30 protein-coding genes and 1 other annotated feature are annotated in these 26,827 nt (G+C 53.1%); of the genes, 14 read left to right on the top strand and 16 right to left on the bottom strand.

Annotated features, from left to right (window positions below):
* Nucleotides 1-179 precede the first annotated feature (179 nt).
* From clpB to rluD, 3 genes are all read right to left on the bottom strand, one after another.
* Nucleotides 180-2,753 carry an ATP-dependent chaperone ClpB gene (gene clpB / locus B2Q93_RS07420; RefSeq protein ID WP_040074444.1) on the bottom strand — a complete coding sequence of 858 codons (2,574 nt, stop codon included), beginning with the start codon at nucleotides 2,751-2,753 and terminating at the stop codon, nucleotides 180-182.
* 129 nt (nucleotides 2,754-2,882) lie between these two features.
* Nucleotides 2,883-3,614, bottom strand: a complete 732-nt coding sequence (yfiH, locus tag B2Q93_RS07415) for a purine nucleoside phosphorylase YfiH (protein ID WP_286932366.1) — start codon at nucleotides 3,612-3,614, stop codon at nucleotides 2,883-2,885.
* Entirely contained in the window at nucleotides 3,611-4,591 is a 981-nt protein-coding gene (gene rluD / locus B2Q93_RS07410) for a 23S rRNA pseudouridine(1911/1915/1917) synthase RluD (RefSeq protein WP_046886231.1), read from the bottom strand. The genes yfiH and rluD overlap by 4 nt, the downstream gene beginning before the upstream one ends.
* A gap of 130 nt (nucleotides 4,592-4,721) precedes the next feature.
* Between rluD and bamD the strand changes: the two genes are divergently transcribed.
* From bamD to pheA, 4 genes are all read left to right on the top strand, one after another.
* Complete coding sequence (bamD, locus tag B2Q93_RS07405) at nucleotides 4,722-5,459, top strand: outer membrane protein assembly factor BamD (protein WP_212476267.1); 738 nt, start codon at nucleotides 4,722-4,724, stop codon at nucleotides 5,457-5,459.
* 270 nt (nucleotides 5,460-5,729) lie between these two features.
* Entirely contained in the window at nucleotides 5,730-6,071 is a 342-nt protein-coding gene (gene raiA, locus B2Q93_RS07400) for a ribosome-associated translation inhibitor RaiA (RefSeq protein ID WP_032613238.1), read from the top strand.
* A gap of 103 nt (nucleotides 6,072-6,174) precedes the next feature.
* Nucleotides 6,175-6,300 (top strand) — a sequence feature (Phe leader region).
* Entirely contained in the window at nucleotides 6,176-6,223 is a 48-nt protein-coding gene (locus tag B2Q93_RS21260; RefSeq protein WP_411815397.1) for a hypothetical protein, read from the top strand. (Overlaps the previous feature by 48 nt.)
* Nucleotides 6,301-6,330: 30 nt before the next feature.
* A complete protein-coding gene (pheA, locus tag B2Q93_RS07395; RefSeq protein ID WP_286932364.1) occupies nucleotides 6,331-7,491 on the top strand; it encodes a bifunctional chorismate mutase/prephenate dehydratase in 1,161 nt (386 codons plus the stop codon).
* Here pheA and B2Q93_RS07390 read toward each other — a convergent pair.
* From B2Q93_RS07390 to aroF, 3 genes are read right to left on the bottom strand one after another with little or no spacing between them, the layout of a single operon-like run.
* Nucleotides 7,488-8,360, bottom strand: coding sequence for an SMP-30/gluconolactonase/LRE family protein (locus B2Q93_RS07390; protein WP_286808213.1), 873 nt, complete (start codon nucleotides 8,358-8,360; stop codon nucleotides 7,488-7,490). The two genes, pheA and B2Q93_RS07390, sit on opposite strands and share 4 nt — an antisense overlap.
* Before the next feature lie 60 nt (nucleotides 8,361-8,420).
* Entirely contained in the window at nucleotides 8,421-9,542 is a 1,122-nt protein-coding gene (tyrA, locus tag B2Q93_RS07385) for a bifunctional chorismate mutase/prephenate dehydrogenase (RefSeq protein ID WP_046886235.1), read from the bottom strand.
* 10 nt (nucleotides 9,543-9,552) lie between these two features.
* Nucleotides 9,553-10,623, bottom strand: a complete 1,071-nt coding sequence (gene aroF / locus B2Q93_RS07380) for a 3-deoxy-7-phosphoheptulonate synthase AroF (protein ID WP_286932363.1) — start codon at nucleotides 10,621-10,623, stop codon at nucleotides 9,553-9,555.
* A 214-nt stretch (nucleotides 10,624-10,837) separates the two neighbouring features.
* Between aroF and B2Q93_RS07375 the strand changes: the two genes are divergently transcribed.
* The 4 genes from B2Q93_RS07375 (at nucleotide 10,838) to B2Q93_RS07360 (ending at nucleotide 13,601) form a co-directional block, all read left to right on the top strand.
* The gene (locus tag B2Q93_RS07375; RefSeq protein ID WP_212476272.1) at nucleotides 10,838-11,212 is read left to right on the top strand and encodes a DUF2799 domain-containing protein; all 375 of its coding nucleotides are present in this window, start codon (nucleotides 10,838-10,840) and stop codon (nucleotides 11,210-11,212) included.
* Between the two features lie 146 nt (nucleotides 11,213-11,358).
* Nucleotides 11,359-11,892 carry a YfiR family protein gene (locus tag B2Q93_RS07370; protein ID WP_286932361.1) on the top strand — a complete coding sequence of 178 codons (534 nt, stop codon included), beginning with the start codon at nucleotides 11,359-11,361 and terminating at the stop codon, nucleotides 11,890-11,892.
* On the top strand, nucleotides 11,885-13,105 hold the full coding sequence (gene dgcN / locus B2Q93_RS07365; RefSeq protein WP_286932360.1) for a diguanylate cyclase DgcN: 1,221 nt from the start codon (nucleotides 11,885-11,887) through the stop codon (nucleotides 13,103-13,105). Before B2Q93_RS07370 ends, dgcN begins: the two co-directional genes overlap by 8 nt.
* Nucleotides 13,106-13,118: 13 nt before the next feature.
* Nucleotides 13,119-13,601 (top strand): OmpA family protein, encoded by a 483-nt coding sequence (locus B2Q93_RS07360; RefSeq protein ID WP_212476278.1) that lies wholly within the window; start codon nucleotides 13,119-13,121, stop codon nucleotides 13,599-13,601.
* A gap of 4 nt (nucleotides 13,602-13,605) precedes the next feature.
* On the opposite strand, the gene B2Q93_RS07355 is transcribed toward B2Q93_RS07360, so the two are convergent.
* The 7 genes from B2Q93_RS07355 to ffh form a co-directional block, all read right to left on the bottom strand.
* Nucleotides 13,606-14,973 carry a PepSY-associated TM helix domain-containing protein gene (locus tag B2Q93_RS07355; RefSeq protein WP_286932359.1) on the bottom strand — a complete coding sequence of 456 codons (1,368 nt, stop codon included), beginning with the start codon at nucleotides 14,971-14,973 and terminating at the stop codon, nucleotides 13,606-13,608.
* 38 nt (nucleotides 14,974-15,011) lie between these two features.
* A complete protein-coding gene (locus B2Q93_RS07350) occupies nucleotides 15,012-15,440 on the bottom strand; it encodes a DUF2946 domain-containing protein (RefSeq protein ID WP_286932357.1) in 429 nt (142 codons plus the stop codon).
* Between the two features lie 131 nt (nucleotides 15,441-15,571).
* On the bottom strand, nucleotides 15,572-15,919 hold the full coding sequence (gene rplS, locus B2Q93_RS07345; RefSeq protein WP_002914145.1) for a 50S ribosomal protein L19: 348 nt from the start codon (nucleotides 15,917-15,919) through the stop codon (nucleotides 15,572-15,574).
* A 43-nt stretch (nucleotides 15,920-15,962) separates the two neighbouring features.
* Nucleotides 15,963-16,730, bottom strand: a complete 768-nt coding sequence (trmD, locus tag B2Q93_RS07340) for a tRNA (guanosine(37)-N1)-methyltransferase TrmD (protein WP_040074388.1) — start codon at nucleotides 16,728-16,730, stop codon at nucleotides 15,963-15,965.
* A gap of 30 nt (nucleotides 16,731-16,760) precedes the next feature.
* Entirely contained in the window at nucleotides 16,761-17,300 is a 540-nt protein-coding gene (gene rimM, locus B2Q93_RS07335) for a ribosome maturation factor RimM (RefSeq protein ID WP_046886242.1), read from the bottom strand.
* Between the two features lie 15 nt (nucleotides 17,301-17,315).
* A complete protein-coding gene (gene rpsP, locus B2Q93_RS07330; protein ID WP_003863133.1) occupies nucleotides 17,316-17,564 on the bottom strand; it encodes a 30S ribosomal protein S16 in 249 nt (82 codons plus the stop codon).
* A gap of 271 nt (nucleotides 17,565-17,835) precedes the next feature.
* Nucleotides 17,836-19,197, bottom strand: a complete 1,362-nt coding sequence (gene ffh / locus B2Q93_RS07325) for a signal recognition particle protein (protein ID WP_046886243.1) — start codon at nucleotides 19,195-19,197, stop codon at nucleotides 17,836-17,838.
* Nucleotides 19,198-19,363: 166 nt separating this feature from the next.
* Here ffh and B2Q93_RS07320 point away from each other — a divergent pair, with 166 nt between their 5' ends.
* Nucleotides 19,364-20,155, top strand: a complete 792-nt coding sequence (locus B2Q93_RS07320) for a cytochrome C assembly family protein (protein ID WP_046886254.1) — start codon at nucleotides 19,364-19,366, stop codon at nucleotides 20,153-20,155.
* Nucleotides 20,156-20,172: 17 nt separating this feature from the next.
* On the top strand, nucleotides 20,173-21,462 hold the full coding sequence (locus B2Q93_RS07315) for an HlyC/CorC family transporter (RefSeq protein WP_207293863.1): 1,290 nt from the start codon (nucleotides 20,173-20,175) through the stop codon (nucleotides 21,460-21,462).
* Nucleotides 21,463-21,510: 48 nt separating this feature from the next.
* On the opposite strand, the gene grpE is transcribed toward B2Q93_RS07315, so the two are convergent.
* Nucleotides 21,511-22,104, bottom strand: a complete 594-nt coding sequence (gene grpE / locus B2Q93_RS07310; RefSeq protein WP_040074383.1) for a nucleotide exchange factor GrpE — start codon at nucleotides 22,102-22,104, stop codon at nucleotides 21,511-21,513.
* A gap of 121 nt (nucleotides 22,105-22,225) precedes the next feature.
* On the opposite strand from grpE, the gene nadK reads away from it, so the two are divergent.
* The 3 genes from nadK (at nucleotide 22,226) to bamE (ending at nucleotide 25,344) form a co-directional block, all read left to right on the top strand.
* Nucleotides 22,226-23,104 carry an NAD(+) kinase gene (gene nadK / locus B2Q93_RS07305; protein ID WP_040078426.1) on the top strand — a complete coding sequence of 293 codons (879 nt, stop codon included), beginning with the start codon at nucleotides 22,226-22,228 and terminating at the stop codon, nucleotides 23,102-23,104.
* Nucleotides 23,105-23,189: 85 nt separating this feature from the next.
* On the top strand, nucleotides 23,190-24,851 hold the full coding sequence (gene recN / locus B2Q93_RS07300) for a DNA repair protein RecN (RefSeq protein WP_207292242.1): 1,662 nt from the start codon (nucleotides 23,190-23,192) through the stop codon (nucleotides 24,849-24,851).
* 151 nt (nucleotides 24,852-25,002) lie between these two features.
* A complete protein-coding gene (bamE, locus tag B2Q93_RS07295; RefSeq protein ID WP_040074379.1) occupies nucleotides 25,003-25,344 on the top strand; it encodes an outer membrane protein assembly factor BamE in 342 nt (113 codons plus the stop codon).
* A 59-nt stretch (nucleotides 25,345-25,403) separates the two neighbouring features.
* Here the strand turns inward: bamE and B2Q93_RS07290 are convergent, their stop codons facing one another.
* Both B2Q93_RS07290 and B2Q93_RS07285 read right to left on the bottom strand, forming a co-directional pair.
* Complete coding sequence (locus B2Q93_RS07290) at nucleotides 25,404-25,691, bottom strand: RnfH family protein (protein ID WP_040074377.1); 288 nt, start codon at nucleotides 25,689-25,691, stop codon at nucleotides 25,404-25,406.
* Nucleotides 25,681-26,118 carry a type II toxin-antitoxin system RatA family toxin gene (locus tag B2Q93_RS07285; RefSeq protein ID WP_040074376.1) on the bottom strand — a complete coding sequence of 146 codons (438 nt, stop codon included), beginning with the start codon at nucleotides 26,116-26,118 and terminating at the stop codon, nucleotides 25,681-25,683. Before B2Q93_RS07285 ends, B2Q93_RS07290 begins: the two co-directional genes overlap by 11 nt.
* A 155-nt stretch (nucleotides 26,119-26,273) precedes the next feature.
* Here B2Q93_RS07285 and smpB point away from each other — a divergent pair, with 155 nt between their 5' ends.
* Nucleotides 26,274-26,756, top strand: coding sequence for an SsrA-binding protein SmpB (gene smpB, locus B2Q93_RS07280; RefSeq protein WP_040074375.1), 483 nt, complete (start codon nucleotides 26,274-26,276; stop codon nucleotides 26,754-26,756).
* The last annotated feature ends 71 nt before the right edge of the window (nucleotides 26,757-26,827 follow it).

Raw genomic sequence — 26,827 nt, 5'->3', positions numbered from 1 at the left:
GCCGTTGTTCCGTGTCAGTGGTGGCGCATTATAGGGAGTTATTCCGAACCCGCAAGTACAAAGTTAAAAATATTTACCAACCGCTCACTATTTGGTCGATTTATACATCGGAGACGCATTATTGCCTGGTTTTTAAACAAAAACGAGCCGCAAGCGGCTCGTTTTTACTGTTTTGTGACTTACTGCACTGCCACAATGCGATCGTTGTTGGCTTCCAGACGGATAACCTTGCCCGGGATCAACTCCCCGGAAAGAATCTGCTGTGCCAGCGGGTTTTCTATCTGTTGCTGGATTGCTCGTTTCAATGGACGAGCACCATAAACAGGATCATAACCATTTGCACTCAGCAGCTTCAGCGCTTCGTCGGAAATATGAATTTCATAACCGCGCTCTTCCAGTCGTTTATACAGACGCTGCAACTGGATCTGGGCAATCGACGCGATGTGTTTCTCACCCAGCGGGTGGAATACTACGACTTCGTCGATACGGTTAATGAATTCCGGACGGAAGTTTTGGCTGACGACACCCAGAACCAGATCTTTCATATGGCTATAGTCCAGTTCACCAAAACGTTCCTGAATCAAATCGGAACCCAGGTTAGAGGTCATAATGACCACGGTGTTACGGAAATCAACCGTTCGCCCCTGCCCGTCGGTCAGACGGCCATCATCCAGTACCTGCAGAAGAATGTTAAACACATCCGGGTGCGCTTTCTCTACTTCATCCAACAGGATGACAGAATAAGGACGACGACGTACCGCTTCGGTCAGATAACCGCCCTCTTCGTAGCCGACATATCCCGGAGGCGCCCCGACCAGACGAGACACCGAGTGTTTTTCCATAAACTCAGACATGTCGATACGAATCATCGCGTCATCACTATCGAACATGAAGTTCGCCAACGCTTTACAAAGTTCCGTCTTACCGACCCCAGTTGGCCCCAGGAACAAGAACGAACCGATGGGACGATTAGGATCGGATAACCCTGCACGACTACGGCGGATGGCATTCGACACCGCCTCAACCGCTTCATCCTGGCCGATAACCCGATGGTGCAAATCCTGCTCCATGCGCAGCAGTTTTTCGCGTTCGCTCTCCATCATGCGCGCCACGGGGATGCCGGTCCAACGCGCCAGCACTTCCGCAATCTCTGCATCCGTCACTTTGTTACGCAGCAAGCGCATTGTTTTGCCTTCAGACTGGGTTGCAGCTTCCAGCTGTTTTTCGAGCTCCGGTATTTTGCCGTACTGCAGTTCAGACATGCGCGCTAAATCGCCCACACGACGCGCCTGCTCAATCGCAATTTTTGCCTGCTCGAGCTCGGCTTTAATAGTCTGAGTACCAGAAAGAGAGGCTTTTTCTGCTTTCCACTCTTCTTCTAATACCGAATACTGACGCTCTTTGTCGTCCAGCTCTTCATTGAGCATGTCGAGACGTTTCTTACTGGCGTCGTCTGACTCTTTCATCAACGCCTGCTGTTCCAGCTTGAGCTGGATGATGCGGCGATCGAGCCTGTCGAGCTCTTCCGGCTTCGAGTCAATCTGCATACGAATGCTGGAAGCGGCTTCATCGATAAGGTCGATGGCTTTGTCTGGCAGCTGACGATCGGAAATGTAGCGATGCGATAAGGTTGCCGCAGCCACAATCGCCGGGTCAGTGATCTGCACATGGTGGTGCAGTTCATAACGTTCTTTTAAACCACGCAGAATGGCAATGGTGTCTTCGACCGTCGGTTCTGCAACAAACACCTTCTGGAATCGACGTTCCAGCGCGGCATCTTTTTCTATGTATTGACGATATTCATCGAGTGTAGTGGCCCCTACGCAGTGCAGTTCACCACGCGCCAGCGCAGGTTTCAGCATGTTGCCGGCGTCCATCGCCCCATCGGCTTTACCCGCGCCCACCATAGTGTGCAATTCGTCAATAAACAGGATGACATTACCCTCCTGTTTAGCCAGATCGTTCAGCACCCCTTTCAGACGCTCTTCGAACTCACCGCGGTATTTTGCCCCGGCCACCAGCGCGCCCATGTCTAGCGCCAGTACGCGGCGGCCTTTCAGCCCTTCCGGTACTTCGCCGTTGACGATACGCTGAGCCAGCCCCTCAACGATGGCCGTTTTACCGACCCCGGGTTCACCGATGAGTACCGGGTTATTTTTAGTACGGCGTTGCAGTACCTGGATAGTACGACGTATCTCTTCGTCACGGCCAATCACCGGGTCAAGTTTGCCTTGCTCAGCACGCTCGGTCAGATCGACAGTAAATTTTTTCAACGCCTGACGTTGGTCTTCGGCTCCCTGATCGTTCACGCCTTCACCTCCACGCATTTGATCGATCGCCTGAGTCACATTAGCAGTTGTCGCTCCGGCAGATTTCAGCAGGTCGGTCAGCGTGCCACGTGAATCAAGCACTGCCAGAACAAAGAGTTCCGACGAAATAAAATTATCCCCACGCTTCTGCGCCAGTTTGTCGCACAGGTTCAGCGCCCGCACCAGATCCTGAGATGGCTGCACATCGCCGCCGGTACCTTCTACCTGCGGTAGACGGCTTAACGCCTGATCGATGGCCGTACGAAGCTGCCCGACGTTGACGCCAGCAGAGGTTAATAAAGGACGTACTGATCCCCCTTCCTGATTCAGCAAGGCGCTCATTAAATGAAGAGGTTCAATAAATTGGTTGTCGTGCCCCAGTGCGAGTGACTGGGCATCAGCGAGAGCAAGCTGGAATTTATTAGTAAGACGATCCAGACGCATAACTCCTCCCATAACAGGTCAAATTTGCTACTGGAGATTAAATGAGGTCATCCCTCAATTATTCAAGGTGAATGACCTGAATTATGCGAAAAGAAAACTACACGTACCGGATCGTCTTGATTCTATAGGTTATATCAGCCAAATGAAACTTGCCATACGACCGGTGGTCTTGTCGCGACGATATGAGAAGAATTCGTCCCGTTCTGTGAAGGTGCACCGATCGCCGCCGTAAATTTGCGTCACACCCAGCGCGGCTAAGCGCTGACGCGCAAGCTGGTAAATATCGGCCATATACTTCTCACCGACTGGCGTGAATGCACTGGCCGCCTGCGGGTCGGCGTGCATAAAGGCCTCTCGTACTTCGGGGCCTACTTCAAAGGCCTGAGGGCCGATTGCGGGCCCAAGCCAGGCGAGGATGTTATCTGGTGTATCGTTAAAACAGGTGATGGTCTCTTCCAGCACGCCGGCACACAGGCCTCGCCAGCCTGCATGGGCAGCCCCCACTTCCGTACCCGCGCGATTACAGAAAAGCACAGGTAAACAGTCGGCGGTCATCACGGCACAAACGGTACCCGGCGTATTGCTCCAGGAAGCGTCAGCACGTTTTGAAACGTAAGGTTCGCCAGTGAGTTTGAGCACCTGCGTGCCATGAACCTGTTCAAGCCAGACCGGTTTGGACGGCAACCGGCCAGCCGTAAACATACGGCGGCGGTTCTCTTCGACATGTTCTGGATTATCACCGCAGTGCGCCCCGAGGTTCAGTGAGTGCCAATCCCCTTCGCTGACGCCGCCAATACGCGTAGAACTACAGGCGGCCACACCTTCAGGCAGTGGCCATTGCGGGATAATCACTTTAGTCATAACCAGTCCACATCGTCCTTATGTTCTTCGAAATCGGCGCGCATGGCGTCGATAAGGTCCACCATATCCTGCGGAATAGGCGCATGCCACTCCATCTCAATACCGGAGATCGGGTGGTACAGACGCAGCATGGTCGCATGCAGCGCCTGGCGGTCAAATTTACGCAGTTCGGCGATGAACGCCTCCGACGCACCTTTCGGCGGACGCGGACGGCCACCGTACAGCTGATCGCCCACCAGCGGGTGAGTGATATGCGACATATGCACACGGATCTGGTGCGTACGCCCGGTTTCCAGACGCAGGCGCAAGCGCGTGTGGATACGGAAATGCTCCATGATGCGATAGTGCGTCACCGCAGGTTTACCCATCGGATGCACTGACATATGCGTTCGTTTGGTCGGGTGGCGGCTGATCGGCTGCTCCACCGTGCCCCCGGCGGTCATATGTCCGATTGCAACGGCTTCATATTCACGGGTGATTTCACGCAGCTGCAGGGACTCTACCAGGCGCGTCTGCGCCGGAATAGTTTTCGCTACCACCATCAGGCCGGTGGTGTCTTTATCCAGACGGTGAACAATGCCCGCACGCGGCACATCAGCAATGGGCGGATAATAGTGCAGGAGTGCATTCAGCACCGTCCCGTCAGGATTACCTGCTCCTGGGTGGACAACCAGGTCGCGCGGCTTATTAATAACGAGGATGTCATCATCTTCGTAGACGATATTCAGCGGGATATCTTGAGGCTCAAAGCGAACTTCTTCTTCGATCTCAACATCAATGGCGACAACCTCCCCGCCTAACACTTTCTCTTTCGGCTTGTCCCAGACTTTGCCATTTACCAGCACGCGCTGGTCAAGGATCCATTCTTTTATGCGTGAACGCGAATAATCAGGGAACATTTCGGCCAAAGCTTGATCTAAGCGTTGACCGAGCTGATTTTCGGAGACTGTTGCGGTGAGTTCTACTCGTTGTGCCATGGACTGCTTCTTCGTTTAACGTTGGGTTTTACGGCTTTGCCGTTTAATATAGTGTGCTATTGTAGCTGGTCTTAATCGGGAGCAGGAAAGAGATTCTCCCGGACAAACATTTGAGGAAAGTCAAAACGTCATGACGCGCATGAAATATCTGGTGGCAGCGGCCACGTTGAGCCTGGCTTTGGTGGGCTGCTCCGGTTCAAATGAACAGGTCCCTGACAATCCGCCGAATGAAATCTATGCGACTGCTCAGCAAAAGCTGCAGGACGGTAACTGGAAACAGGCGATAACGCAACTGGAAGCGTTGGATAATCGCTATCCATTTGGTCCGTATTCGCAGCAAGTGCAGCTGGATCTCATCTACGCCTACTATAAAAACGCCGATCTCCCGCTGGCTCAGGCGACTATCGATCGTTTCATCCGTCTGAACCCGACTCATCCTAACATCGATTACGTGATGTATATGCGCGGCCTGACTAACATGGCGCTGGATGACAGTGCGCTGCAAGGCTTCTTCGGCGTGGATCGCTCTGACCGCGACCCGCAGCACGCTCGCGATGCGTTCAACGATTTCTCCAAGCTGGTTCGTGGTTATCCGAACAGCCAGTACGTGACCGATGCCGGCAAACGTCTGGTATTCCTGAAAGATCGTCTGGCTAAATACGAGTACTCCGTTGCCGAATACTATACGCGTCGTGGCGCGTGGGTCGCCGTGGTGAACCGCGTTGAAGGAATGCTGCGTGATTATCCGGATACGCAGGCTACGCGTAATGGCCTGAAGCTGATGGAAAACGCCTATCGCCAGCTGCAGATGAATGCCCAGGCTGAGAAAGTGGCAAAAATCATTGCTGCCAACAGCAGCAACACCTGATTTATCGCTCTCAAGAGAAACGGCAGCCCTCGGGCTGCCGTTTTTTTATGCGTTTAGTGATTTCGCTGAAGCGGTTTAGCCGCTACCAATCTAGTCAACTATGACCCCTAATCAGCTCTTCGACAAGGTTAAACTTACGTCTTCCTGTCCTGGCTCACAAAAAGAATGAACTGACAAAAAGTGACAAAATAACGTGACTTACATCACACATTTTGACATTAGAGACGGTATGCTGGAATCACCAAGACGGAAAGACAAGAGGTAAAATTTATGACAATGAACATTACCAGTAAACAAATGGAAATTACTCCGGCAATCCGCCAGCACGTCGCAGACCGTCTCGCCAAACTGGATAAATGGCAAACACACCTGATTAATCCACATATCATTCTGTCCAAGGAGCCGCAGGGCTTCATCGCTGATGCAACTATCAATACTCCTAACGGCCATCTGGTCGCCAGCGCAAAACACGAGGATATGTACACCGCTATTAACGATTTGATCAACAAGCTGGAACGGCAGCTCAATAAAGTGCAACACAAAGGTGAAGCCCGTCGCGCCACAACATCGGTGAAAGACGCCAGCTTCGCTGAAGAAGTTGAAGATGAGTAATCCTTTACATTGAGTCTATCGCCAACGCGCCTTCGGGCGCGTTTTTTATTGACAGGGTGAAAACAGTACAGGTACTTTAAGTCTGTCTTTACAAGGAATCTTCCCTGATGCTTAAACCGTTTTTCTTCGCATTCTTTTTTACCTTCCCCTGATTGGGAGGCGTTTCGTCGTGTGATAAAGAATGTGAAGACGAACAACAAGGCCTCCCACACCGGGGGGCCTTTTTTATTGATAACGATAATATGATTAAGGCAAAGCGATGACACAGGAAAACCCGTTACTGGAACTGCGCGATAAGATCAGCGCACTGGATGAGAGATTGCTTTCACTGCTGGCTGAACGCCGTACCCTGGCGGTTGAAGTGGGTAAAGCCAAGCTCGCCACTCATCGTCCGGTACGTGACATTGACCGCGAACGCGACCTGATGGAGCGGTTAATTCAGCTGGGTAAAGCTCATCATCTGGATGCGCATTATATTACCCGCCTGTTCCAGCTGATCATCGAAGACTCGGTGCTTACCCAACAAGCTCTGCTCCAGCAACATCTGAATAAAACCAATCCCCACTCTGCCCGTATTGCTTTCCTTGGCCCGAAAGGATCTTACTCGCACCTGGCGGCACGCCAGTATGCTGCTCGTCATTTCGACGAGTTTATTGAGAGCGGATGCGCGAAGTTTGCCGATATCTTTAACCAGGTAGAGACCGGCCAGGCCGATTACGCTGTGGTGCCAATTGAGAACACCAGCTCCGGGGCAATCAACGAGGTTTATGACCTGCTGCAACACACCAGCCTGTCGCTGGTTGGCGAACTGACCATCCCCATTGACCACTGCGTGCTGGTCTCCGGCTCGACGGACCTGAGCCAAATCAAGACCGTTTACAGCCACCCGCAACCTTTCCAGCAATGCAGCCAGTTTTTGAATCGCTATCCGGACTGGAAAATTGAGTACACCGAGAGCACCTCCGCTGCGATGGAGAAAGTTGCTCAGGCTAACTCCCCTACCGTGGCGGCACTGGGCAGCGAAGCCGGTGGTGCGCTGTATCATTTACAGGTGCTGGAACGTAACCTGGCAAACCAGACGCAAAATATCACCCGTTTTATTGTGCTGGCACGTAAAGCAATTAATGTCTCTGACCAGGTTCCAGCCAAAACCACGCTGTTGATGGCGACAGGACAGCAGGCGGGCGCGCTGGTTGAAGCGCTGTTGGTATTACGCAACCACAACCTGATCATGACCAAACTGGAGTCCCGTCCCATTAATGGCAACCCGTGGGAAGAGATGTTTTACCTTGATATCCAGGCCAACCTTGAATCTGCATCCATGCAGAGTGCCCTGCGTGAGCTAAGTGATATCACCCGCTCAATGAAAGTGCTGGGCTGCTATCCTGGCGAAAATGTCGTGCCCGTCGATCCTGTTTAACGCTCGATAAAGAGGCTTTTCTTCACCCCTGCCACATTCACTGGCAGGGTGAAGATTGCGCCGGATAAAGGGTATTGCTTCACTTCTTCCGCGCTCATGTTTTCACGCGTGGTGGTAATAAAGAGCGTTTTCATATCCGCACCGCCAAAGCAGACCATGGTGGGGCAACGTACCGGCAGTTTATATTCCTCGAGCTGCTCGCCCATGGGTGAAAACCGGGCGATACGCCAGCCATCATACATGGCGCTCCAGTAACACCCTTCCACATCCATGGCCGCGCCATCCGGAATGCCTTCGCCCTCTACGAATTGACAGAACACTTCACGTTGGCCGGGCTCGGCCTGTTCATCGAGCGGAGTGCGATAAATCACCGCATTTGGCGTATCTGAGGTATACATCCACTTGCTATCCGGGCTGAAAGCCACCCCATTATGTCCCTGGATATCACACTGGATAACCCTGGGCGTAAGATCGTTATCAATACGCATCAGCATAGCCCCGTTATAATCCCCCGGCGCCCAGAACGTACCCGCGTAGAAACGTCCGAGAGGGTCAGTTCCGCCATCGTTGAAACGGGCAAGCTGCGGGTTAGAGGGGTTATCACAGACTTTACGCTGCAGGGTGCCGTTTTTATCCGTTAGCCAGATGGCATTACGCATGGCGACAATAAATCCGCCCCGCTCACGCAGCGCGAAACAGCCCACCTCTTCGTGAAAAGCCAGTACAGAATGTTCACCGTTGACCGGATGATAACGGTGGATCTCGCCCTCAAGAATATCTGCCCAGTAGAGAGCCTGTTCTTCCTCGCTCCAGGTTGGACATTCCGGTAAGTGCCCGGTGTAGTTAAACAGGCGCTGTAATTCAGCCATAACCGTTCCCCATAATGAAAAAAGCCAGCGTTGCTGGCTTTTAGTATATACATCACTGGATTACTGACGACTGTCATTTGCCTGTCGTAACAGTATCCGGCTCTCACTCTGGAAGCGCTGAGCGTAATCGCCAAACCAGTGTTCAACCTTGCGGAAACTGTCGATAAAGGCCTGTTTATCACCCTGCTCCAGCAGCGTTATGGCCTCGCCAAAGCGTTGGTAATAACGTTTGATCAGCGCCAGGTTGTTCGTTGACGACATAATAATGTCGGCATAAAGCTGCGGATCCTGGGCGAACAGACGCCCGACCATAGCCAGTTCCAGACGGTAGATGGGTGAAGACAACGACAGCAGTTGCTCAAGCTGTACGTTCTCTTCCGCCAGGTGAAGGCCATAGGCAAAGGTGGCAAAGTGGCGCAGCGCCTGAATGAATGCCATATTCTGGTCATGCTCAACTGCGCTGATGCGGTGCAAACGCGCGCCCCAGACCTGTATTTGCTCCAGGAACCACTGATACGCCTCCGGCTGGCGGCCATCACAATAGACCACCACCTGCTTCGCCAGACTGCCGCTGTCCGGGCCGAACATCGGGTGCAGACCTAGCACCGGCCCCTGATGGGCAGCCAGCATCGCCTGCAGCGGACCATTTTTCACGGACGCCAGATCGATCAGAATACAGTCTTTGGGTAATGGAGGCAGTTTAGCAATGATCTCTTCCGTCACGTGAATTGGCACGCTGACAATAACCATACCGGCGTCCGATACCATTGCTTCGGCCTGTGCCCAGTCCTCTTTTTCCAGAATACGCACCTGGTAGCCAGAAAGGGTAAGCATCTTTTCAAACAGACGCCCCATCTGGCCGCCACCGCCAACAATGACTACCGGGCGCAGCGAAGGACACAGGGTTTTAAAACCCTTATCGTTTTCGCTGGAGTAAGATTCACGCATTACACGGCGTAAGACATCTTCAATTAAGTCCGGTGAGACGCCCAGCGCCTCAGCCTCTTTTCGACGGGATGCCAGCATGGAGGCTTCACGTTCAGGTACATAAATCGGCAGGCCGTAATGACTTTTAACCTCGCCCACTTCGGCAACCAGCGACATCCGGCGCGCCAGCAAATCCAGCAGCGCCTTGTCCACCTCATCAATTTGATCGCGTAACGCGGTCAATTCAGCAACCATAACTACCCTCTTAAGCCAGACGCTTCGCCAGCTGGCCATTTAAATCTTTGTGGATCTCACGCAGCAGCGCATCGGTGGTTTCCCAGCTAATGCAGGCATCGGTCACGGAAACACCGTGTTTCATGGCGCTGCGAGGCTGTTCAGATGACTGATTTCCTTCATGGATATTGCTCTCGATCATCAAACCAATGATTGAGCGGTTGCCATCTTTAATCTGCGCTACCACCGATTCGGCCACCGCTGGCTGACGGCGGTAATCTTTGTTTGAATTACCATGACTGCAATCTACCATCAGCGCCGGGCGCAGTCCCGCCTGTTCCATCTCTTTTTCACACTGCGCGACGTCCGCCGGGCTGTAATTAGGCGCTTTGCCACCGCGCAAAATCACATGCCCGTCCGGGTTACCCTGGGTCTGCAGCAGGCACACCTGCCCGGCCTGGTTGATGCCCACAAAACGGTGAGGCATCGCGGCGGCACGCATGGCGTTAATCGCCGTAGCCAGGCTTCCGTCGGTACCATTTTTAAATCCAACCGGCATTGAAAGGCCAGAGGCCATTTCACGGTGAGTTTGTGATTCAGTGGTACGCGCGCCAATGGCTGACCAGCTGAACAGGTCCCCAAGGTATTGCGGGCTGTTCGGATCCAGTGCTTCGGTCGCCAGTGGCAGCCCCATACTGACCAGCTCCACCAGAAGATTACGCGCAATCTTCAGGCCTGCTTCCACATCAAACGAGCCATCCATATGAGGATCGTTAATCAGCCCCTTCCAGCCAACGGTGGTACGGGGTTTTTCAAAATAGACGCGCATCACCAGATAGAGGCTATCGCTGACCTCTGCGGCAAGGGCTTTAAATCGGTGAGCATATTCAATGGCAGTTTCAGGATCGTGAATAGAGCATGGACCGCACACCACCAGCAGGCGCGGGTCACGGCCAGCAATGATGTTAGAGATGGTCTGGCGGGAGTGCGCGACTTGCGCTTCCTGCTCGATGCTCAGCGGGAATTCCGCTTTCAGTTGATCCGGGGTGATCAAAACATGTTCATCGGAAATATGTACGTTGTTCAGCGCGTCTTTTTGCATGATGGCGATCCTGGAAGCTCGTTTGCGATAGTTGTTTTCCTCAGTGAGGAGACCTAACCATACCATAACAAGTAAAGATTTCAATCCAAAATACGTACATAAAAGTTTACGAAAGGCTATTTTAATGAAAAAACAGCCCACAAATTCGTAAAGAATAAATTACAGTCCATATTCCTATTCGCCAGGCTATGCTGAAATAAAACGGAGAACATCAATGCGCCCGATTGCGATTTCACTGCTTTGCCTGCTGCTGGCTGCCTGTCAGGTCGATCCCTATACCCATCAACCTGACTGGACGGGCACCGACTGGTTCGATGCCGGAAAAGAAGATGCGCTGAGCGGTGCGGCGATCAAATCCAACGAAACGCTGGCCGATACCTATCACGATCCCGAAGTCGATCGGAGTCGCTATCTAAAGGGCTATAAGGCAGGGCAAGAGAAAATATGTCGGGAAGACCTTTTATTTGCCTGGGGTATGTCGGGAAAAATATTCCCGGCCAGCTGTGATACCGTAGAAAACAATAAGGAACTTCGACAAGCCTGGCAGCAAGGTATGGATGAAGGGACGCAATCGAGTCGTCTGAATTAATTATGACTTTCGCCCAGAATAGAATGCTTAGATTTTACTTAAGTCCCTAAAGAGATTTAGGGCCGTAATGACTGACCAGATAAACGATGATATTCTTTCTGAGAATTTTCAGAACATATAATCCCTGGGCGGGGTAGCAGAATCTGGTGAGACACTCATTAACTATCTCCTGGCGCTGGGTCGCAGCGGCACTGTTTCTGTTTATTCCGTTCGGATTTGCAGCCAGTGCTACCTGGACTCAGACCGAAACGTCGGTCCGCGCGATTGTCTCTGGCATCGTCAGTTATACCCGCTGGCCTGGGCTGCAAAGCCAGCCCACGCTCTGTATCTTTTCCACCTCCCGTTTTACGCAAGTGCTGAGCGGGAGTGATAACGTACCTCTTTCTTACATACCGATTATTGTCCACAACGCCCAGGAAGCACTGGGAGCTGGCTGCAATGCCCTCTATTTTGGCAACGAATCACCGGAATCCCAGCAAGAATTAATCAACGCCTTTCATTCCCGCCCCTTATTATTAATCTCCGAACAAAACTCACAATGCCAAATTGGCAGTGCGTTCTGTTTGATATTTGACAGCGCCCGGGTGCGGTTCGCCGTCAATCTGGATGCACTTTCTCGCAGCGGCGTCAGAGTTAATCCGGATGTATTAATGCTTGCACGGAATCCAAAGCATGAATAAGGAAAATTATTCGACTCCACGTCCAACGTTTAAACGTACGTTACGCCGTATCAGCCTAATTAGCGTCGTCATTACCATGACCCTGGTCTGGCTACTCCTTAGCATTGCTTCTGTGGTCACGCTGAAACAGTATGCACAAAAAAATCTGGCTTTAACCGGGGCCACAATGAGCCGCAGCCTGGAGGCCGCGATGGTATTCAACGATGCCACCGCCGCCAACGAAACGCTCGCGACCCTGGGTAAGCAGGGACAATTTTCCGCCGCCGTGGTGGTAGACCATCACAACAAGCGCTTTGCTGCCTGGTCAATGGGACCAAATGAAAATACTGACAAACTGGGCGCCCTGGTCAGCCGCTGGCTCTTCCCGCTGCCGGTCTCTCAGCCCGTTCAGCATAACGGCCAGACCATTGGCGAATTACGTCTTACCGCACGCGATAGCCTGATCGGCCATTTCCTGTGGACCTCTTTTGCCGTGCTCACCGGCTGTATTCTCTTCGCCTCGTTTATCGCGTTAACCATCACCCGCCGCCTGCATAACGGTGTGGTAGATGCGCTACAGAACATTACCGATGTGGTGCATGATGTGCGCTCGAACCGTAATTTCTCTCGTCGCGTGCAGCAGGAGCGCATCGACGAATTTCATCGCTTCGGTCAGGATTTCAATAGCCTACTGGATGAGATGGAAGAGTGGCAGTTGAAGTTGCAGGCAAAGAATGCGCAATTACTTCGCACAGCGATGCACGATCCCCTTACCGGGCTTGCCAACCGCGCAGCGTTTCGTACCAGCATCCATTCGCTGATGAATGACGCCGCCGCAAGCACCCGCTCTGCCCTGCTCTTTCTGGATGGCGACGATTTCAAACGGATTAACGATACCTGGGGGCATGCGGCCGGGGATTGTGTATTGATAGAAGTGGCCCGCCGTCTGGTGGAGTTTAGCAGCAATCGCCATCAGTCCTTCCGCCTGGGCGGTGATGAATTTGCGGTGATCCTGTACGACATCCACTCGGAATACGAAGTTCAGGATCTCTGCGCCGACATTGCGCAACGGTTTACTCCTCCATTTGATCTGCATAACGGCAACACAACAACAATGTCTTTGAGTATTGGCTCTGCTCTAACGTGGGAACACAGTTCGGTTGAACATTTACTGGAGCAGGCCGACAGAAATATGTACCGGGTAAAACACCGGCGCGCAAAAACAATATCGTAAAAAGGATGACACTATGTTCAGGCGTTATATCGCACCGCTAGTATTAGCTTCAGCAATGCTTACCGGATGTCAGGCACCGCAGGGGAAATTTACGCCGGAGCAGATTTCCGCTATGAAGTCATACGGCTTTAGTGAAGAGAATGGCGACTGGTCACTTGGGCTGTCGGCAAAGATCCTGTTCGGCAAAAACGAATATCAGCTACGCCCCGAAAGCGAGCAGCAGATCAAAACCATGGCATCGCGTCTTGCCGCAACCGGGCTGACCCATGCGCGCATGGATGGTCATACGGATAACTACGGTGAGGATAGTTACAACGAAAGTCTTTCGTTGAAACGGGCAAATGTGGTCGCGGATGCGTGGGCACAGGGTGCCCAGGTTTCTCGCAACAATTTCACCACTAACGGGTTAGGCAAGAAATTCCCGGTGGCAGATAACAAAACAGCCCAGGGACGTGCCGAAAACCGCCGCGTCGCGGTCGTTATCAGCACGCCCTGAGGCTTTATTTCATCGATTCTGCCAGTGAAAGCGCGGTGGCTTTGCGCCAGCGCAGCCAGTCAATCATGACAAACAGCACCAGACTGCATCCCATCACTGGCATCATCAACCCCAGCAGCACGCTAATCAACAGCGTGACCATACGCCCCCAGATCGGTAAATCTTTCCAGCTCTGAAAGAGCATCTGGGCCGGATTCATCACATTATGTGCCGGCCTGCGCATCCACCACATGCGATAACCCCAGACAATCATCACGCACAGACCAACGCCAAAGGCGATGAGGAGCAACTGATTCGGCAAGCCAAACAGCACGCCCATATGCAGATCCACCCCCCAGCGAGTTAACTTTGCCATTAGCGGATAATCGGCGAAACGAGCATGGTCGAGTACTCTAAGAGTGTGCGGATCCACCGCCACGGCATCCACCTGAGTTGGCCAGCCACGATCGATTTCCGTCACCGTCCAGGCCTGGGTGTCGCTTTTAGCCGGTCGAATTTCAAGGCGAGACGCATCAATACCTGCCGCTTTAGCCACATGCAGCACACCGTCGAATAGCGTCAAATCCGGTTTAACCGCAGGCATCGGCATGCTCATTCCATGCCCATGATGTTCAGCATGCGGATCGGCAGCCATCGCCGGCCCCTGCAATTGCGTATTCACCTGTGGCGTCATCCATCCCATCTGCGCTCGCAGTTTATCTACGTTGCCGCCTGCCCACTGTGACCAGGTAAGTCCGGTAGCAGAAAAGAGCAGCATACCCACCAGCAACGTCCAGCCGAGAGTGACATGTAGCCGACGACGATTCTGGAAACGATTATTAATGCGACGTTTCGGCCGGGTGATAAACCACAATGCGATTCCGCCAAGGGCAGCAATCCACATCCATGAGGCGGCCAGCTCGCTATACAGGCGGCCAACATCTCCCAGCAGCAGCGAGCGATGCAGGTAATCAATTTTCTGGCGCAGTGGCAGGATCCCACTGGTACCGTAAACGGTCATGTCGCCCCGAACGGCGAGGCTCACGGGATCGATAAAAATCGCCCGGTTTTCAGAGGCAGACAGTTCAGGGTCGGCATACATGACCCGGGTAGTTTCACCCGCAACCAAACCCGGACGTACAGCATGCAGACGCAACTCGCCGCCCGTCACTTTGTCTGCTGCAGCAATTTGCTCTGCCAGCGGCCGCGCAGGCCCCTGTGAATCGGTATGCAGGGCATGGTGATAAAGCGCCTCTTCCAGCTGTGGGGTGGCGACATACAGCGTGCCGGAGAGCGCGGCAATAAAGATAAAGGGCCCGACAAACAGACCAACGTAAAAGTGTAAGCGACGTAATAGGTTGCCCCATGCCGCGCGCGGAGTGCAGGTAGTCATACTTTTCCTTTTAAGGCAAAAAGTTATCGATTGTATTTTTAAAGGGAAAAAGCAGACCGGCGCGGCGGTGCACGCGTATCAGGGTAAAGCCAGGGGAAGAAGTACCAGTGTTTAACAACCGGCCGCACTGGGGTGACCCGCTGTCTTAACAACATTCCGGCAAGCAGCACAACCAGCGCCAGGAGTAGCCCTGGAACATGCGCCAGGAGCACGCAGTAGCCACAGGCTTCAGCGTGATCGATAGGCAGGCTTTCTGGTGTGTTGTGAGACATGTCGTGAGGCATGTCATAGGGCATCGCATGATGCTCTGCCATGCTCATTTCATGGTGCATCCCCGGCATGGCGCTCATGGGATCTTTATTGAGCGATACTGAAATTAACGGCGCGACAACGATCAGCAGGATCGCAAACAGCGCGGACCATGCCGCTGCGCGTTGCCATCTTTTCAGCTGCCGATTTAACGTCATTATCCCTCCAGTAAAACGCGGGTATTGTAAACGATTTATGTCGAAAGGGTTAATGCAAGAGAGAGGATGAGATAAAAAAAGGGCCAACCTTTCGGTCAGCCCTTTTTAACAGGATGTCGCTTAAGCGAATCTTAGTTCAGACGCTCTTTAATACGAGCAGACTTACCAGTACGCTCACGCAGGTAGTACAGTTTAGCTTTACGTACAGCACCACGACGTTTAACAGCAATGCTGTCAACTACCGGAGAGTGAGTCTGGAAGACACGCTCAACGCCTTCGCCGTTGGAAATTTTGCGAACAGTGAATGCAGAGTGCAGACCGCGGTTACGAATAGCGATAACCACGCCCTCGAATGCCTGCAGACGTTTTTTGGAACCTTCAACAACCCATACTTTCACTTCCACGGTATCACCCGGACGGAAGGAAGGTACGTCCTGCTTCATCTGCTCTTGTTCAAGTTGCTTAATAATGTTGCTCATAATTTAATCTCTTATCCTGGGTAAACTGATATTCGGGAGCGTATTACGCATTCCCATCATGTTCATGCTGCTGGTGCGCGTGTTCTCTTTTGAACTCGGCCAGCAACTTTGCTTGCTCTTCAGTCAGAGCCAGGTTTTCCAGAAGTTCAGGTCTTCTAAGCCAGGTTCGGCCCAGCGACTGCTTCAGGCGCCAGCGACGTATCTCGGCATGGTTTCCAGACAGTAATACTGCCGGAACCTCCATCCCTTCTAACACTTCAGGACGAGTATAGTGGGGGCAATCCAGCAACCCGTCAGCAAAAGAATCTTCCGTTGCTGATGCTTCATGTCCCAGTACACCCGGAACAAACCGGGCCACGGAGTCAATCAGCGTCATTGCCGGTAACTCACCACCGCTGAGAACGTAATCGCCGATAGACCATTCTTCGTCAATCTCGGTTTGAATTACGCGCTCATCTACACCTTCGTAGCGCCCACAGACCAGAATCAGCTTTTGATTCGTCGCCAGTTCGCTCACGCCCGCTTGATCAAGCTTGCGTCCCTGAGGTGACAGATAAATCACCTTCGCGCCTTCACCTGCCGCGGCTTTAGCTGCTGCGATGGCATCCCGTAAAGGTTGAACCATCATGAGCATCCCCGGTCCGCCGCCGTAAGGACGATCGTCCACGGTACGGTGCCGGTCATGCGTGAAATCACGAGGACTCCAGCTTTCGATGCTCAGCAGGCCATTTTTTACTGCCCGGCCAGTTACCCCGTAATCGGTAATCGCGCGGAACATTTCAGGAAACAGGCTGATTATGCCAATCCACATAGCGCCGTCTTTTACCGTTTTCAGGAGAATTTAAAAACCAGGATCCCAATCTACTTCAATCGTTTGAGTAGCGAGATCGACTTTCTTGATAACCTGTCCATCGAGGAACGGAACCAACCGCTCCTTGATGCCAAATGCATCTTTCAGGTTTGCCTTAATAACGAGAACGTCATTTGACCCGGTTTCCATCATATCGATGACTTTCCCCAGGCTGTAGCCTTCGGTAGTGACCACCTGGCAACCCATAAGGTCTTTCCAGTAATAGTCGCCCTCTTCCAGCTGTGGCAACTGCGACGAATCCACGACAATTTCACAATTAGTCAGTGCATTCGCGGCATCACGATCATCTACGCCTTTCAGCTTGATGATGATGTCCTGATTGTGGTGACGCCAGCTTTCCAGCTCGACTTCGACCCACTTACCGGCTTTCTGGATAAACCAGGGCTGGTAATTAAAAATGCTATCAGCGTCTTCAGTGGAGGAAAACACTCTGAGCCAACCACGGATACCGTAGCAAGAACCCATTTTGCCCAATACAATCGGTTCAACAGGTGCTTTATTGCTCATCATGACCACCGTGACAGATTAAGCTGCTTTGTTTGCTGCTTTGATCAGCGTAGCAACGCGATCGGAAACAGTAGCGCCCTGGCCAACCCAGTGAGCGATACGATCCAGATCCAGACGGGTTTCTTCTTCTGCGCCAGCGGCCAGTGGGTTGAAGAAACCAACGCGCTCGATGAAGCGACCGTTGCGTGCATTACGGCTGTCAGTAACAACAACCTGGTAGAACGGACGCTTTTTAGCGCCGTGACGTGCTAAACGAATAGTTACCATAACATCCTCTTGTGTGAATAAAACAACCGGGCCCCATCGAGGAACGGAGCCCGGGTGTCATATTAAAAGCCCGAAAATTTTACTGATTTCTGGGGAAAATGCAATCAGCATATGCTTCACATATGCCAAACAAGGGTTATAAGGCGTATATCGGTGCAGCCAGTTTAGTTTCGGCGTGCGCGCAGAAAGCGGAGCGTACACGTAGTACGTGAGCATTTCGAGCACACCCCGGAGCTAAAATGGCAAACAAGATAGCCTTATATCCCTTGTTTTAGCGGCCTGGGAATCCTGGGGGCATCATCCCCTTCATCCCGCGCATCATCTTCGCCATACCGCCCTTCTTCATCTTCTTCATCATGCGCTGCATGTCGTCGAACTGTTTCAGAAGACGGTTTACGTCCTGCACCTGCATACCGCAGCCGGCTGCGATACGACGTTTACGCGAACCTTTGATGATTTCTGGCTTCGCACGTTCTTTCAGCGTCATCGAATTGATAATCGCCTCCATACGTACCAGCACCTTGTCATCCATCTGCGATTTAACGTTGTCCGGGATCTGGCCCATGCCCGGCAGTTTGCCCATCAGGCTTGCCATGCCGCCCATGTTTTTCATCTGGCGCAGCTGCTCAAGGAAGTCGGTCAGGTCGAAGCCATCGCCTTTCTTCAGTTTATTCGCCAGCTTCTCAGCCTGAGCGCGGTCAACTTTGCTTTCGATATCTTCGATCAGGGACAGGACATCACCCATGCCGAGGATACGCGAGGCGATACGATCCGGATGGAACGGCTCCAGCGCTTCGGTTTTCTCACCCACGCCGAGGAACTTAATCGGCTTACCGGTGATATGACGGATAGAGAGCGCCGCACCACCGCGGGCGTCACCGTCCACTTTGGTCAGTACCACGCCGGTTAACGGCAGCGCTTCGTTAAACGCTTTGGCGGTATTGGCCGCATCCTGACCGGTCATGGCGTCAACAACAAACAGGGTCTCTACCGGATTGATAGAGGCATGCACCTGCTTGATCTCGTCCATCATCGCTTCGTCAACGTGCAGACGACCGGCGGTATCCACCAGCAGCACGTCGTAGAATTTCAGCTTCGCTTCTTTCAGCGCCGCGTTAACGATATCGACTGGCTTCTGGGCAACGTCGGACGGGAAGAAATCCACGCCAACCTGCTCGGCCAGGGTTTCGAGCTGCTTGATCGCCGCCGGGCGATAGACGTCCGCAGAAACAACCAGCACTTTCTTCTTGTGCTTCTCGCGCAAGAATTTACCCAGCTTACCAACGCTGGTGGTTTTACCTGCACCCTGCAGGCCCGCCATCAGCACGACCGCAGGTGGCTGAGCCGCCAGGTTCAGCACCTGGTTCTCTTCGCCCATCGCCGAAACCAGTTCATTACGAACGATTTTGACGAACTCCTGCCCCGGGGTCAGGCTCTTGTTAACTTCATGGCCAACCGCTTTCTCTTTCACACGGTTGATGAATTCACGCACGACCGGCAGCGCCACGTCGGCTTCGAGCAGCGCCATGCGGACTTCGCGCAGCGTCTCTTTAATATTCTCTTCGGTAAGGCGTCCGCGGCCGCTGATGTTGCGCAGCGTGCGCGACAAACGATCGGTTAAATTATCAAACATTGTCTCTCGCCTGGGGTAGAAACGTTGGGTCGCTCATGCGACACATACACAGAATTTTGCCGGAGTATAACATGAAGGCGGCTTTGTTGTTATGCAACGGTTGGAGCAGGCGTCACGTAACGTTATACTGCTTCTCTTTCTTATTAAGACAACTGTCGACACCTATATGCCTGTTTTCGCACTGATCGCCCTTGTTGCCTACTCCATCAGCCTTGCGCTGATTATTCCTGGCCTGCTGCAAAAAAACAGCGGCTGGCGGCGCATGGCTATTTTGTCGGCGGTGATAGCGCTGGTGAGTCACGCCTTTGCACTGGAGTCGCGCATCATTCCTGGCGACGGCAGCGTGCAAAATCTGAGCGTGTTGAACGTCGGTTCGCTGGTTAGCTTGATGATCTGTACGGTGATGACTGTCGTCGCCTCCAAGAACCGCGGCTGGCTGTTGCTGCCTATTGTTTACGCGTTTGCGCTGATCAACCTCGCCTTTGCCACCTTCGTCCCTAACGAATACATCACCCATCTGGAGACGACGCCCGGGATGATGGTGCATATCGGTCTGTCGCTCTTCTCCTATGCCACGCTGATTATTGCTGCGCTGTATGCCATGCAGCTGGCATGGATCGATTATCAGCTCAAGAACAAAAAGCTGGCCTTTAGTCATGAAATGCCGCCGCTGATGGTAATCGAGCGTAAAATGTTTCACATCACTCAGGTTGGCGTTGTCCTGCTAACGCTCACGCTCTGTACCGGCCTGTTTTACATGAACAATCTGTTCAGCACTGAGAATATCGACAAAGCCGTCCTCTCTATCGTGGCGTGGTTTGTCTATATTGTCCTGTTATGGGGCCATTATCATCAGGGCTGGCGTGGCCGCCGCGTGGTCTGGTTCAACGTAGCGGGCGCTGGCATCCTGACGCTGGCCTACTTCGGTAGCCGCGTTATACAGCAATTTGTTAGTTAGCAACCAAGGAGTTCCCCCTGGAACACATCTCCACCACCGCGCTGATCGTTACGCTGATCATCATGGTGGTTATTTCCGCCTATTTCTCCGGCTCGGAAACCGGCATGATGACCCTGAACCGTTACCGGTTACGTCATCGCGCCAAACAAGGTAACCGCGCCGCCCGCCGCGTAGAAAAGCTGCTGCGTAAGCCTGACCGCCTGATTAGCCTGGTGCTGATCGGCAATAACCTGGTCAATATTCTTGCCTCTGCGCTTGGCACCATTGTCGGGATGCGCCTGTATGGTAATGCGGGCGTCGCCATCGCCACCGGGGTGCTCACCTTTGTGGTGCTGGTGTTTGCCGAAGTCCTGCCCAAAACTGTCGCTGCACTTTATCCAGAGAAGGTTGCCTACCCCAGCAGCTTCCTGCTGGCGCCGCTGCTTATTCTGATGATGCCGCTGGTGTGGTTGCTGAATATGGTGACGCGCCTGCTGATGCGGATGGTGGGTATTAAAGCCGATGTCACGATCAGCAGCGCGCTGAGCAAGGATGAGCTACGCACTATCGTTAACGAATCCCGCTCGCAAATCTCGCGCCGTAATCAGGATATGCTGCTGTCGGTGCTGGACCTGGAAAAAATCAGCGTCGACGACATTATGGTGCCCCGTAACGAGATCGTCGGCATCGATATCAACGACGACTGGAAAGCCATTGTTCGCCAGCTCACCCACTCCCCGCACGGTCGCATCGTGCTCTATCGCGATTCACTGGACGATACCATCAGCATGCTGCGCGTGCGTGAAGCGTATCGCCTGATGACCGAGAAAAATGAGTTTACCAAAGAGGTCATGCTGCGCGCCGCAGACGAGATCTACTACATTCCGGAAGGCACGCCGCTTAGTACCCAGTTGGTCAAATTCCAGCGCAATAAGAAAAAAGTCGGTCTGGTGGTAGATGAATACGGTGACATTCAGGGACTGGTCACGGTCGAGGATATTCTTGAAGAGATCGTCGGCGATTTTACTACCTCCATGTCGCCTTCTCTTGCTGAAGAGGTGACCCCGCAGAATGATGGCTCTGTGCTGATAGACGGCAGCGCCAGCGTGCGCGAGCTGAATAAAGCCTTTAACTGGCATCTGCCAGAGGATGAAGCGCGGACGATAAACGGTATGATTCTGGAAGCGCTGGAAGAGATCCCGGCGGCAGGTACGCGGGTGCGTATCGGGCAGTACGATATTGATATCCTGGATGTGCAGGACAATATGATCAAACAGGTTAAGGTGCTGCCGGTGAAGCCGCTGCGGGAGAGCGTGGCAGAGTCATGATATTACAGGCCGGGTAAGCGAAGTGGCTACCCGGCCTGCAGGCACCAGTTACGCTTTCGCTTTCGCCACGGTCACCATCGCAGCGCGAATGGTACGGCCGTTCAGGGTATAACCCTTCTGCATGACCGCCAGCACGTTACCTGCGGCAACCTCTTCCGACTCCACCATCGCGATTGCCTGATGGACGTTCGGATCCAGCGCCACGTTGGTATCGGCCACGACTTCCACGCCGAACTTACGTACCACATCGAGCATAGATTTCAGCGTCAGTTCGATACCTTCGATCATCGCCGCGTTGTCCGGATTGGCTTTATCAGCCACTTCCAGCGCGCGATCCAGGCTATCAATCACCGGCAGCAGTTCGTTGACGAACTTCTCCAGCGCGAATTTATGCGCCTTTTCGACATCCAGCTCGGTACGACGACGCAGGTTGTCCATCTCCGCCTTCACGCGCAGGACGCTGTCGCGCTCACGGCCCTGGGCTTCAGCTAACTGAGCTTCCAGATTCGCAATTTTTTCATCGCGCGGATCCACCTGCTCAGCAGAAGCGTCCGGCTCAACCGCCTCAACTTCCTCGTGCTGTTCCATGATAATTTCTTCCGGGGCTTGCCCCTCAGGCGTTTTCTGTTCTTTACTACTCATGAATTTCTCCGCGTTTTTCTGCATTCAACTCGCTAACTTCGCTTATTATGGGGATCAGTTTCCGGGATTCAAGGGAACAAGCCACATTGTCATCATTCATTCGCACAAGGACCTCCAGAAAATGAATAATCATTTCAAGTGTATTGGGATTGTTGGTCATCCACGTCACCCCACCGCGCTGACGACACATGAAATGTTGTATCGCTGGCTGTGTGCCAAAGGGTATGAAGTGATGGTAGAGCAACAAATCGCCCAGGAGCTACAGCTGACCAAGGTGAAAACGGGCACGCTGGCAGAAATTGGTCAGCAGGCCGACCTCGCGGTAGTGGTTGGGGGTGATGGTAATATGCTGGGGGCGGCGCGCACGCTGGCGCGCTACGACATCAAAGTGATTGGTATTAACCGCGGCAATCTGGGCTTTTTAACAGACCTCGATCCCGACAATGCTCAGCAGCAACTAGCCGATGTGCTGGAAGGCCATTACATCAGCGAAAAGCGTTTTTTACTGGAGGCGCAGGTCTGCGCACAGGATTGCCAGAAACGCATCAGTACCGCCATTAACGAAGTGGTACTGCACCCGGGTAAAGTTGCCCACATGATTGAATTCGAAGTCTATATCGATGAAACCTTCGCCTTTTCGCAGCGTTCCGATGGCCTGATTATTTCAACCCCGACCGGGTCAACGGCCTATTCGCTCTCTGCTGGCGGCCCGATTCTGACCCCCTCTCTGGACGCCATTACGCTGGTCCCCATGTTCCCGCACACCCTCTCGGCACGCCCGCTGGTGATCAACAGCAGCAGTACTATTCGACTGCGCTTCTCACACCGCCGCAGCGACCTGGAGATCAGTTGTGACAGCCAGATCGCGCTGCCGATTCAGGAAGGCGAAGATGTGTTGATCCGCCGCTGCGATTACCACCTCAATCTGATCCACCCTAAAGATTACAGCTATTTCAATACATTAAGCTCCAAGCTCGGCTGGTCGAAAAAATTGTTCTGATTTTGCATCCAGCACTTTACTGTATAAAAAACCAGTTTATACTGTATGAAAAAACAGTCATGGTTTTTCATACAGGAAAACGTTTATGCTGGCACAACTGACCATCAGCAACTTCGCCATCGTTCGTGAACTCGAAATCGATTTTCACAGTGGCATGACCGCCATCACCGGTGAAACCGGTGCCGGTAAATCTATTGCCATTGATGCGCTCGGCCTGTGCCTGGGCGGCCGTGCTGAAGGCGACATGGTGCGCGCAGGCGCGAGCCGTGCCGACCTCTGCGCCCGCTTCGCGCTCAAAGATACCCCTGCCGCCCAGCGCTGGCTTGAAGAGAACCAGCTCGAAGATGGCCGTGAGTGCTTACTCCGCCGCGTCATCAGCAGCGACGGACGTTCCCGTGGTTTCATCAACGGCACAGCCGTTCCCCTGTCGCAGCTGCGCGAGCTGGGTCAGCTACTGATTCAGATCCACGGTCAGCATGCGCATCAACAGCTTGTGAAGCCTGAACATCAAAAATCGCTGCTTGATGGTTATGCTGGTGAGTATGCACTCACTCAGCTGATGGCTGAGCACTATCGCCAGTGGCACCATAGCTGCCGCGAGCTGGCCCACCATCAACAACAGAGCCAGGAGCGTGCAGCCCGTGCTGAACTGCTGGCCTATCAGCTGAAAGAGCTGAATGAATTTAACCCGCAGGCAGGCGAATTCGAGCAAATCGACGAAGAGTATAAACGTCTGGCCAACAGCGGACAGTTGCTCTCGGTCAGCCAGCAGGCATTGAGTCTGCTCGCCGATGGCGAAGATGTTAACCTGCAAAGCCAGCTCTATACCGTACGTCAGTTGGTAACCGAGCTGACGGGAATGGACAGCAAACTCTCTGGCGTGCTGGATATGCTGGAAGAGGCCGCCATTCAGCTCTCCGAAGCGGGGGATGAACTGCGCCACTATTGCGATCGGCTGGATCTCGACCCGAATCGTCTGTTTGAACTTGAGCAGCGTATTTCGCGCCAGATTTCTCTGGCCCGTAAACATCACGTGGCACCGGAAGAGTTACCGGTTTACCACCAGTCACTTCTTGATGAGCAGCAGCTCCTTGACGATCAGGCCGATTCCCAGGAGACGCTCTCCCTGGCGGTAAGCGTTCATCACCAGCAGGCGCTGGAGACGGCGCAGCAGCTGCATGAGGTTCGCCAGCGCTATGCCCAGGAGCTGAGCCAGCATATTACCGAGAGTATGCACGCCCTCTCCATGCCGCACGGTGTCTTCACCATCGAGGTGAAGTTCGAAGCCAACCATCTCACCGCAGATGGCGCAGACCGCATCGAGTTCCGCGTGACTACCAACCCGGGACAGCCGCTGCAGGCCATTTCTAAAGTGGCATCGGGGGGTGAACTGTCGCGTATTGCGCTGGCAATCCAGGTCATTACCGCGCAGAAGATGGAAACCCCGGCGCTTATCTTTGATGAAGTGGATGTGGGCATCAGCGGCCCGACGGCAGCCGTGGTCGGCAAACTACTTCGCCAGCTGGGTGAATCCACCCAGGTCATGTGTGTGACCCACCTGCCTCAGGTAGCAGGATGCGGACATCACCATTTCTACGTCAGTAAAGAGACCGATGGTGAAATGACCGAAACGCATATGCAGCCGCTGGACAAACGAGCCCGCCTGCAAGAGCTGGCGCGCCTTCTGGGCGGTAGCGAGGTAACGCGTAATACGCTTGCGAACGCGAAAGAACTGCTGGCTGCCTAAACTTTTTCGGGATCTCAGAGTCATACAGAACAATAAAAACGCCGCCAGACCTGGCACCAAAGGTTTTAAAGTGGTGAAAGGTCTATTATCATCGGCATATTACATATGAGCCGTCGCGTATTGCTCGGGCCCGAAAAGGAATCAAATCACTATGCGCTGTAAAACGCTGACCGCTGCCGCAGCGGTTCTCCTGATGTTGACCGCTGGCTGCTCCACCCTGGAACGTGTGGTTTATCGCCCTGACATCAACCAGGGGAACTACCTGGCACCCAATGATGTGTCTAAAATTCGTGTTGGTATGACGCAGCAGCAGGTTGCTTATGCCCTGGGTACGCCGATGATGTCCGATCCGTTCGGCACCCAGACCTGGTTCTACGTCTTCCGTCAGCAGCCTGGCCACGAGAGCGTGACCCAGCAAACGCTGACGTTGACCTTTAACAGCAGCGGTGTGCTGACCAATATCGATAACAAGCCTGCACTCACCAAAGAGTAAGGCTGTCTGGAATGCAAAAAAGGTGCTCAGTGAGCACCTTTTTTTATGGCATGACGACCTTATTTTGCAGCTTTTTCAGCGCGCTGGCGTCGCAGCTCTTTCGGGTCGGCAATCAGCGGGCGGTAAATCTCTACCCTGTCGCCATCGTGTAGCGTATCGCCCAGTTTGACCGGACGGCTGTAGATACCGACTTTGTTCTTCGCTAAATCGATGTCGCTGCGCAGTTCCAGAATACCGGAGCAGCGGATAGCCTCTTCCACCGTCGCCCCCTCTTCCAGGGAAACGCGCTGGAGATACTGTTTTTCCGGCAGCGCGTAGGCCACCTCCACAGCGATTTTAGCTGGCACTGTAAACCTCTTTTGCCCGCGAGGTAAACGCCTGCACCATGTTCGCCGCCAGCTCTTTAAAGATGCGACCAAACGCCAGCTCAATCAGCTTATTGGTGAATTCGAAGTCGAGATGAAACTCGATACGACAGGCATCAGCGCTAAGCGGAGTAAATTTCCAGCCGCCCATCAACTTCTTGAAGGGGCCATCCACCAGCTGCATCAAAATACTCTGATTGTTGGTCAACGTATTACGGGTCGTGAACGTCTTGCTAATGCCCGCTTTCGAGACATCAACCGCGGCGGTCATTTGCGTCGGGCCAGATTCCAGCACCCGGCTTCCGGTACATCCCGGAAGGAACTCTGGATAAGCATCCACATCGTTCACTAACTGATACATTTGTTCCGCACTGAACGGAACAAGCGCAGTACGACTAATCTGAGGCATAGCATTTTCCATGATCACACAACCACTAAATAATAACATTTATCGCTTGTTAAAAAAACGCTAAGCCTCATCTCGTGCTAAGATAGCGCGTTAGGCCTCACAGGACGCAATGAGGTGACTTTTGACATCAGATTACTTATGGCTTCACGACACTTATGACGAAGAAAAAAGTACATAAACCCGGCTCGGCAACCATTGCGCTCAATAAGCGTGCCCGCCATGAATACTTCATTGAAGAAGAATTCGAAGCCGGCCTTGCTCTGCAGGGCTGGGAAGTAAAATCGTTGCGCGCCGGTAAAGCTAACATCGGCGATAGCTATGTCATTCTTAAAGACGGCGAAGCGTTTCTGTTCGGCGCCAACTTTACGCCGCTGACGGTCGCCTCGACGCATTACGTTTGCGACCCGACCCGCACCCGTAAGCTGCTGCTGAACATGCGCGAACTGGAGTCCCTTTACGGGCGCATCAATCGCGAAGGCTATACCGTGGTTGCCCTGTCGCTGTACTGGAAAAACGCCTGGTGCAAAGTCAAAATTGGCGTGGCGAAAGGTAAGAAACAGCACGACAAACGCTCTGATGTGAAAGAGCGTGAGTGGCAGGTCGATAAAGCACGTATCATGAAAAACGCAGGCCGATAAATCCTGCGCACTTATTGGTCAATTCAATAAGTTAGGTTATGGGCTGGTATCCCGGACGACAAATCTGGTAT

Origin of the sequence: Leclercia sp. UBA5958 (assembly GCF_002430365.1) — a bacterium.
Classification (GTDB): Bacteria; Pseudomonadota; Gammaproteobacteria; order Enterobacterales; family Enterobacteriaceae; genus Enterobacter; species Enterobacter pneumoniae.
This window is presented reverse-complemented; position numbering and strand designations above follow the sequence as displayed.

Coding starts and splice junctions, on each gene's coding strand:
- aroF (WP_286932363.1), bottom strand. CDS start 10,623: ATGCAAAAAGACGCGCTGAACAACGTACATATTTCCGATGAACATGTT.
- B2Q93_RS07360 (WP_212476278.1), top strand. CDS start 13,119: ATGTTCAGGCGTTATATCGCACCGCTAGTATTAGCTTCAGCAATGCTT.
- trmD (WP_040074388.1), bottom strand. CDS start 16,730: ATGTGGATTGGCATAATCAGCCTGTTTCCTGAAATGTTCCGCGCGATT.
- pheA (WP_286932364.1), top strand. CDS start 6,331: ATGACACAGGAAAACCCGTTACTGGAACTGCGCGATAAGATCAGCGCA.
- rimM (WP_046886242.1), bottom strand. CDS start 17,300: ATGATGAGCAATAAAGCACCTGTTGAACCGATTGTATTGGGCAAAATG.
- B2Q93_RS07390 (WP_286808213.1), bottom strand. CDS start 8,360: ATGGCTGAATTACAGCGCCTGTTTAACTACACCGGGCACTTACCGGAA.
- tyrA (WP_046886235.1), bottom strand. CDS start 9,542: ATGGTTGCTGAATTGACCGCGTTACGCGATCAAATTGATGAGGTGGAC.
- nadK (WP_040078426.1), top strand. CDS start 22,226: ATGAATAATCATTTCAAGTGTATTGGGATTGTTGGTCATCCACGTCAC.
- B2Q93_RS07285 (WP_040074376.1), bottom strand. CDS start 26,118: ATGCCTCAGATTAGTCGTACTGCGCTTGTTCCGTTCAGTGCGGAACAA.
- B2Q93_RS07355 (WP_286932359.1), bottom strand. CDS start 14,973: ATGACTACCTGCACTCCGCGCGCGGCATGGGGCAACCTATTACGTCGC.
- ffh (WP_046886243.1), bottom strand. CDS start 19,197: ATGTTTGATAATTTAACCGATCGTTTGTCGCGCACGCTGCGCAACATC.
- rpsP (WP_003863133.1), bottom strand. CDS start 17,564: ATGGTAACTATTCGTTTAGCACGTCACGGCGCTAAAAAGCGTCCGTTC.
- rplS (WP_002914145.1), bottom strand. CDS start 15,919: ATGAGCAACATTATTAAGCAACTTGAACAAGAGCAGATGAAGCAGGAC.
- B2Q93_RS07350 (WP_286932357.1), bottom strand. CDS start 15,440: ATGACGTTAAATCGGCAGCTGAAAAGATGGCAACGCGCAGCGGCATGG.
- recN (WP_207292242.1), top strand. CDS start 23,190: ATGCTGGCACAACTGACCATCAGCAACTTCGCCATCGTTCGTGAACTC.
- raiA (WP_032613238.1), top strand. CDS start 5,730: ATGACAATGAACATTACCAGTAAACAAATGGAAATTACTCCGGCAATC.
- clpB (WP_040074444.1), bottom strand. CDS start 2,753: ATGCGTCTGGATCGTCTTACTAATAAATTCCAGCTTGCTCTCGCTGAT.
- yfiH (WP_286932366.1), bottom strand. CDS start 3,614: ATGACTAAAGTGATTATCCCGCAATGGCCACTGCCTGAAGGTGTGGCC.
- rluD (WP_046886231.1), bottom strand. CDS start 4,591: ATGGCACAACGAGTAGAACTCACCGCAACAGTCTCCGAAAATCAGCTC.
- grpE (WP_040074383.1), bottom strand. CDS start 22,104: ATGAGTAGTAAAGAACAGAAAACGCCTGAGGGGCAAGCCCCGGAAGAA.
- dgcN (WP_286932360.1), top strand. CDS start 11,885: ATGAATAAGGAAAATTATTCGACTCCACGTCCAACGTTTAAACGTACG.
- B2Q93_RS07320 (WP_046886254.1), top strand. CDS start 19,364: ATGCCTGTTTTCGCACTGATCGCCCTTGTTGCCTACTCCATCAGCCTT.
- B2Q93_RS07375 (WP_212476272.1), top strand. CDS start 10,838: ATGCGCCCGATTGCGATTTCACTGCTTTGCCTGCTGCTGGCTGCCTGT.
- bamE (WP_040074379.1), top strand. CDS start 25,003: ATGCGCTGTAAAACGCTGACCGCTGCCGCAGCGGTTCTCCTGATGTTG.
- bamD (WP_212476267.1), top strand. CDS start 4,722: ATGACGCGCATGAAATATCTGGTGGCAGCGGCCACGTTGAGCCTGGCT.
- smpB (WP_040074375.1), top strand. CDS start 26,274: ATGACGAAGAAAAAAGTACATAAACCCGGCTCGGCAACCATTGCGCTC.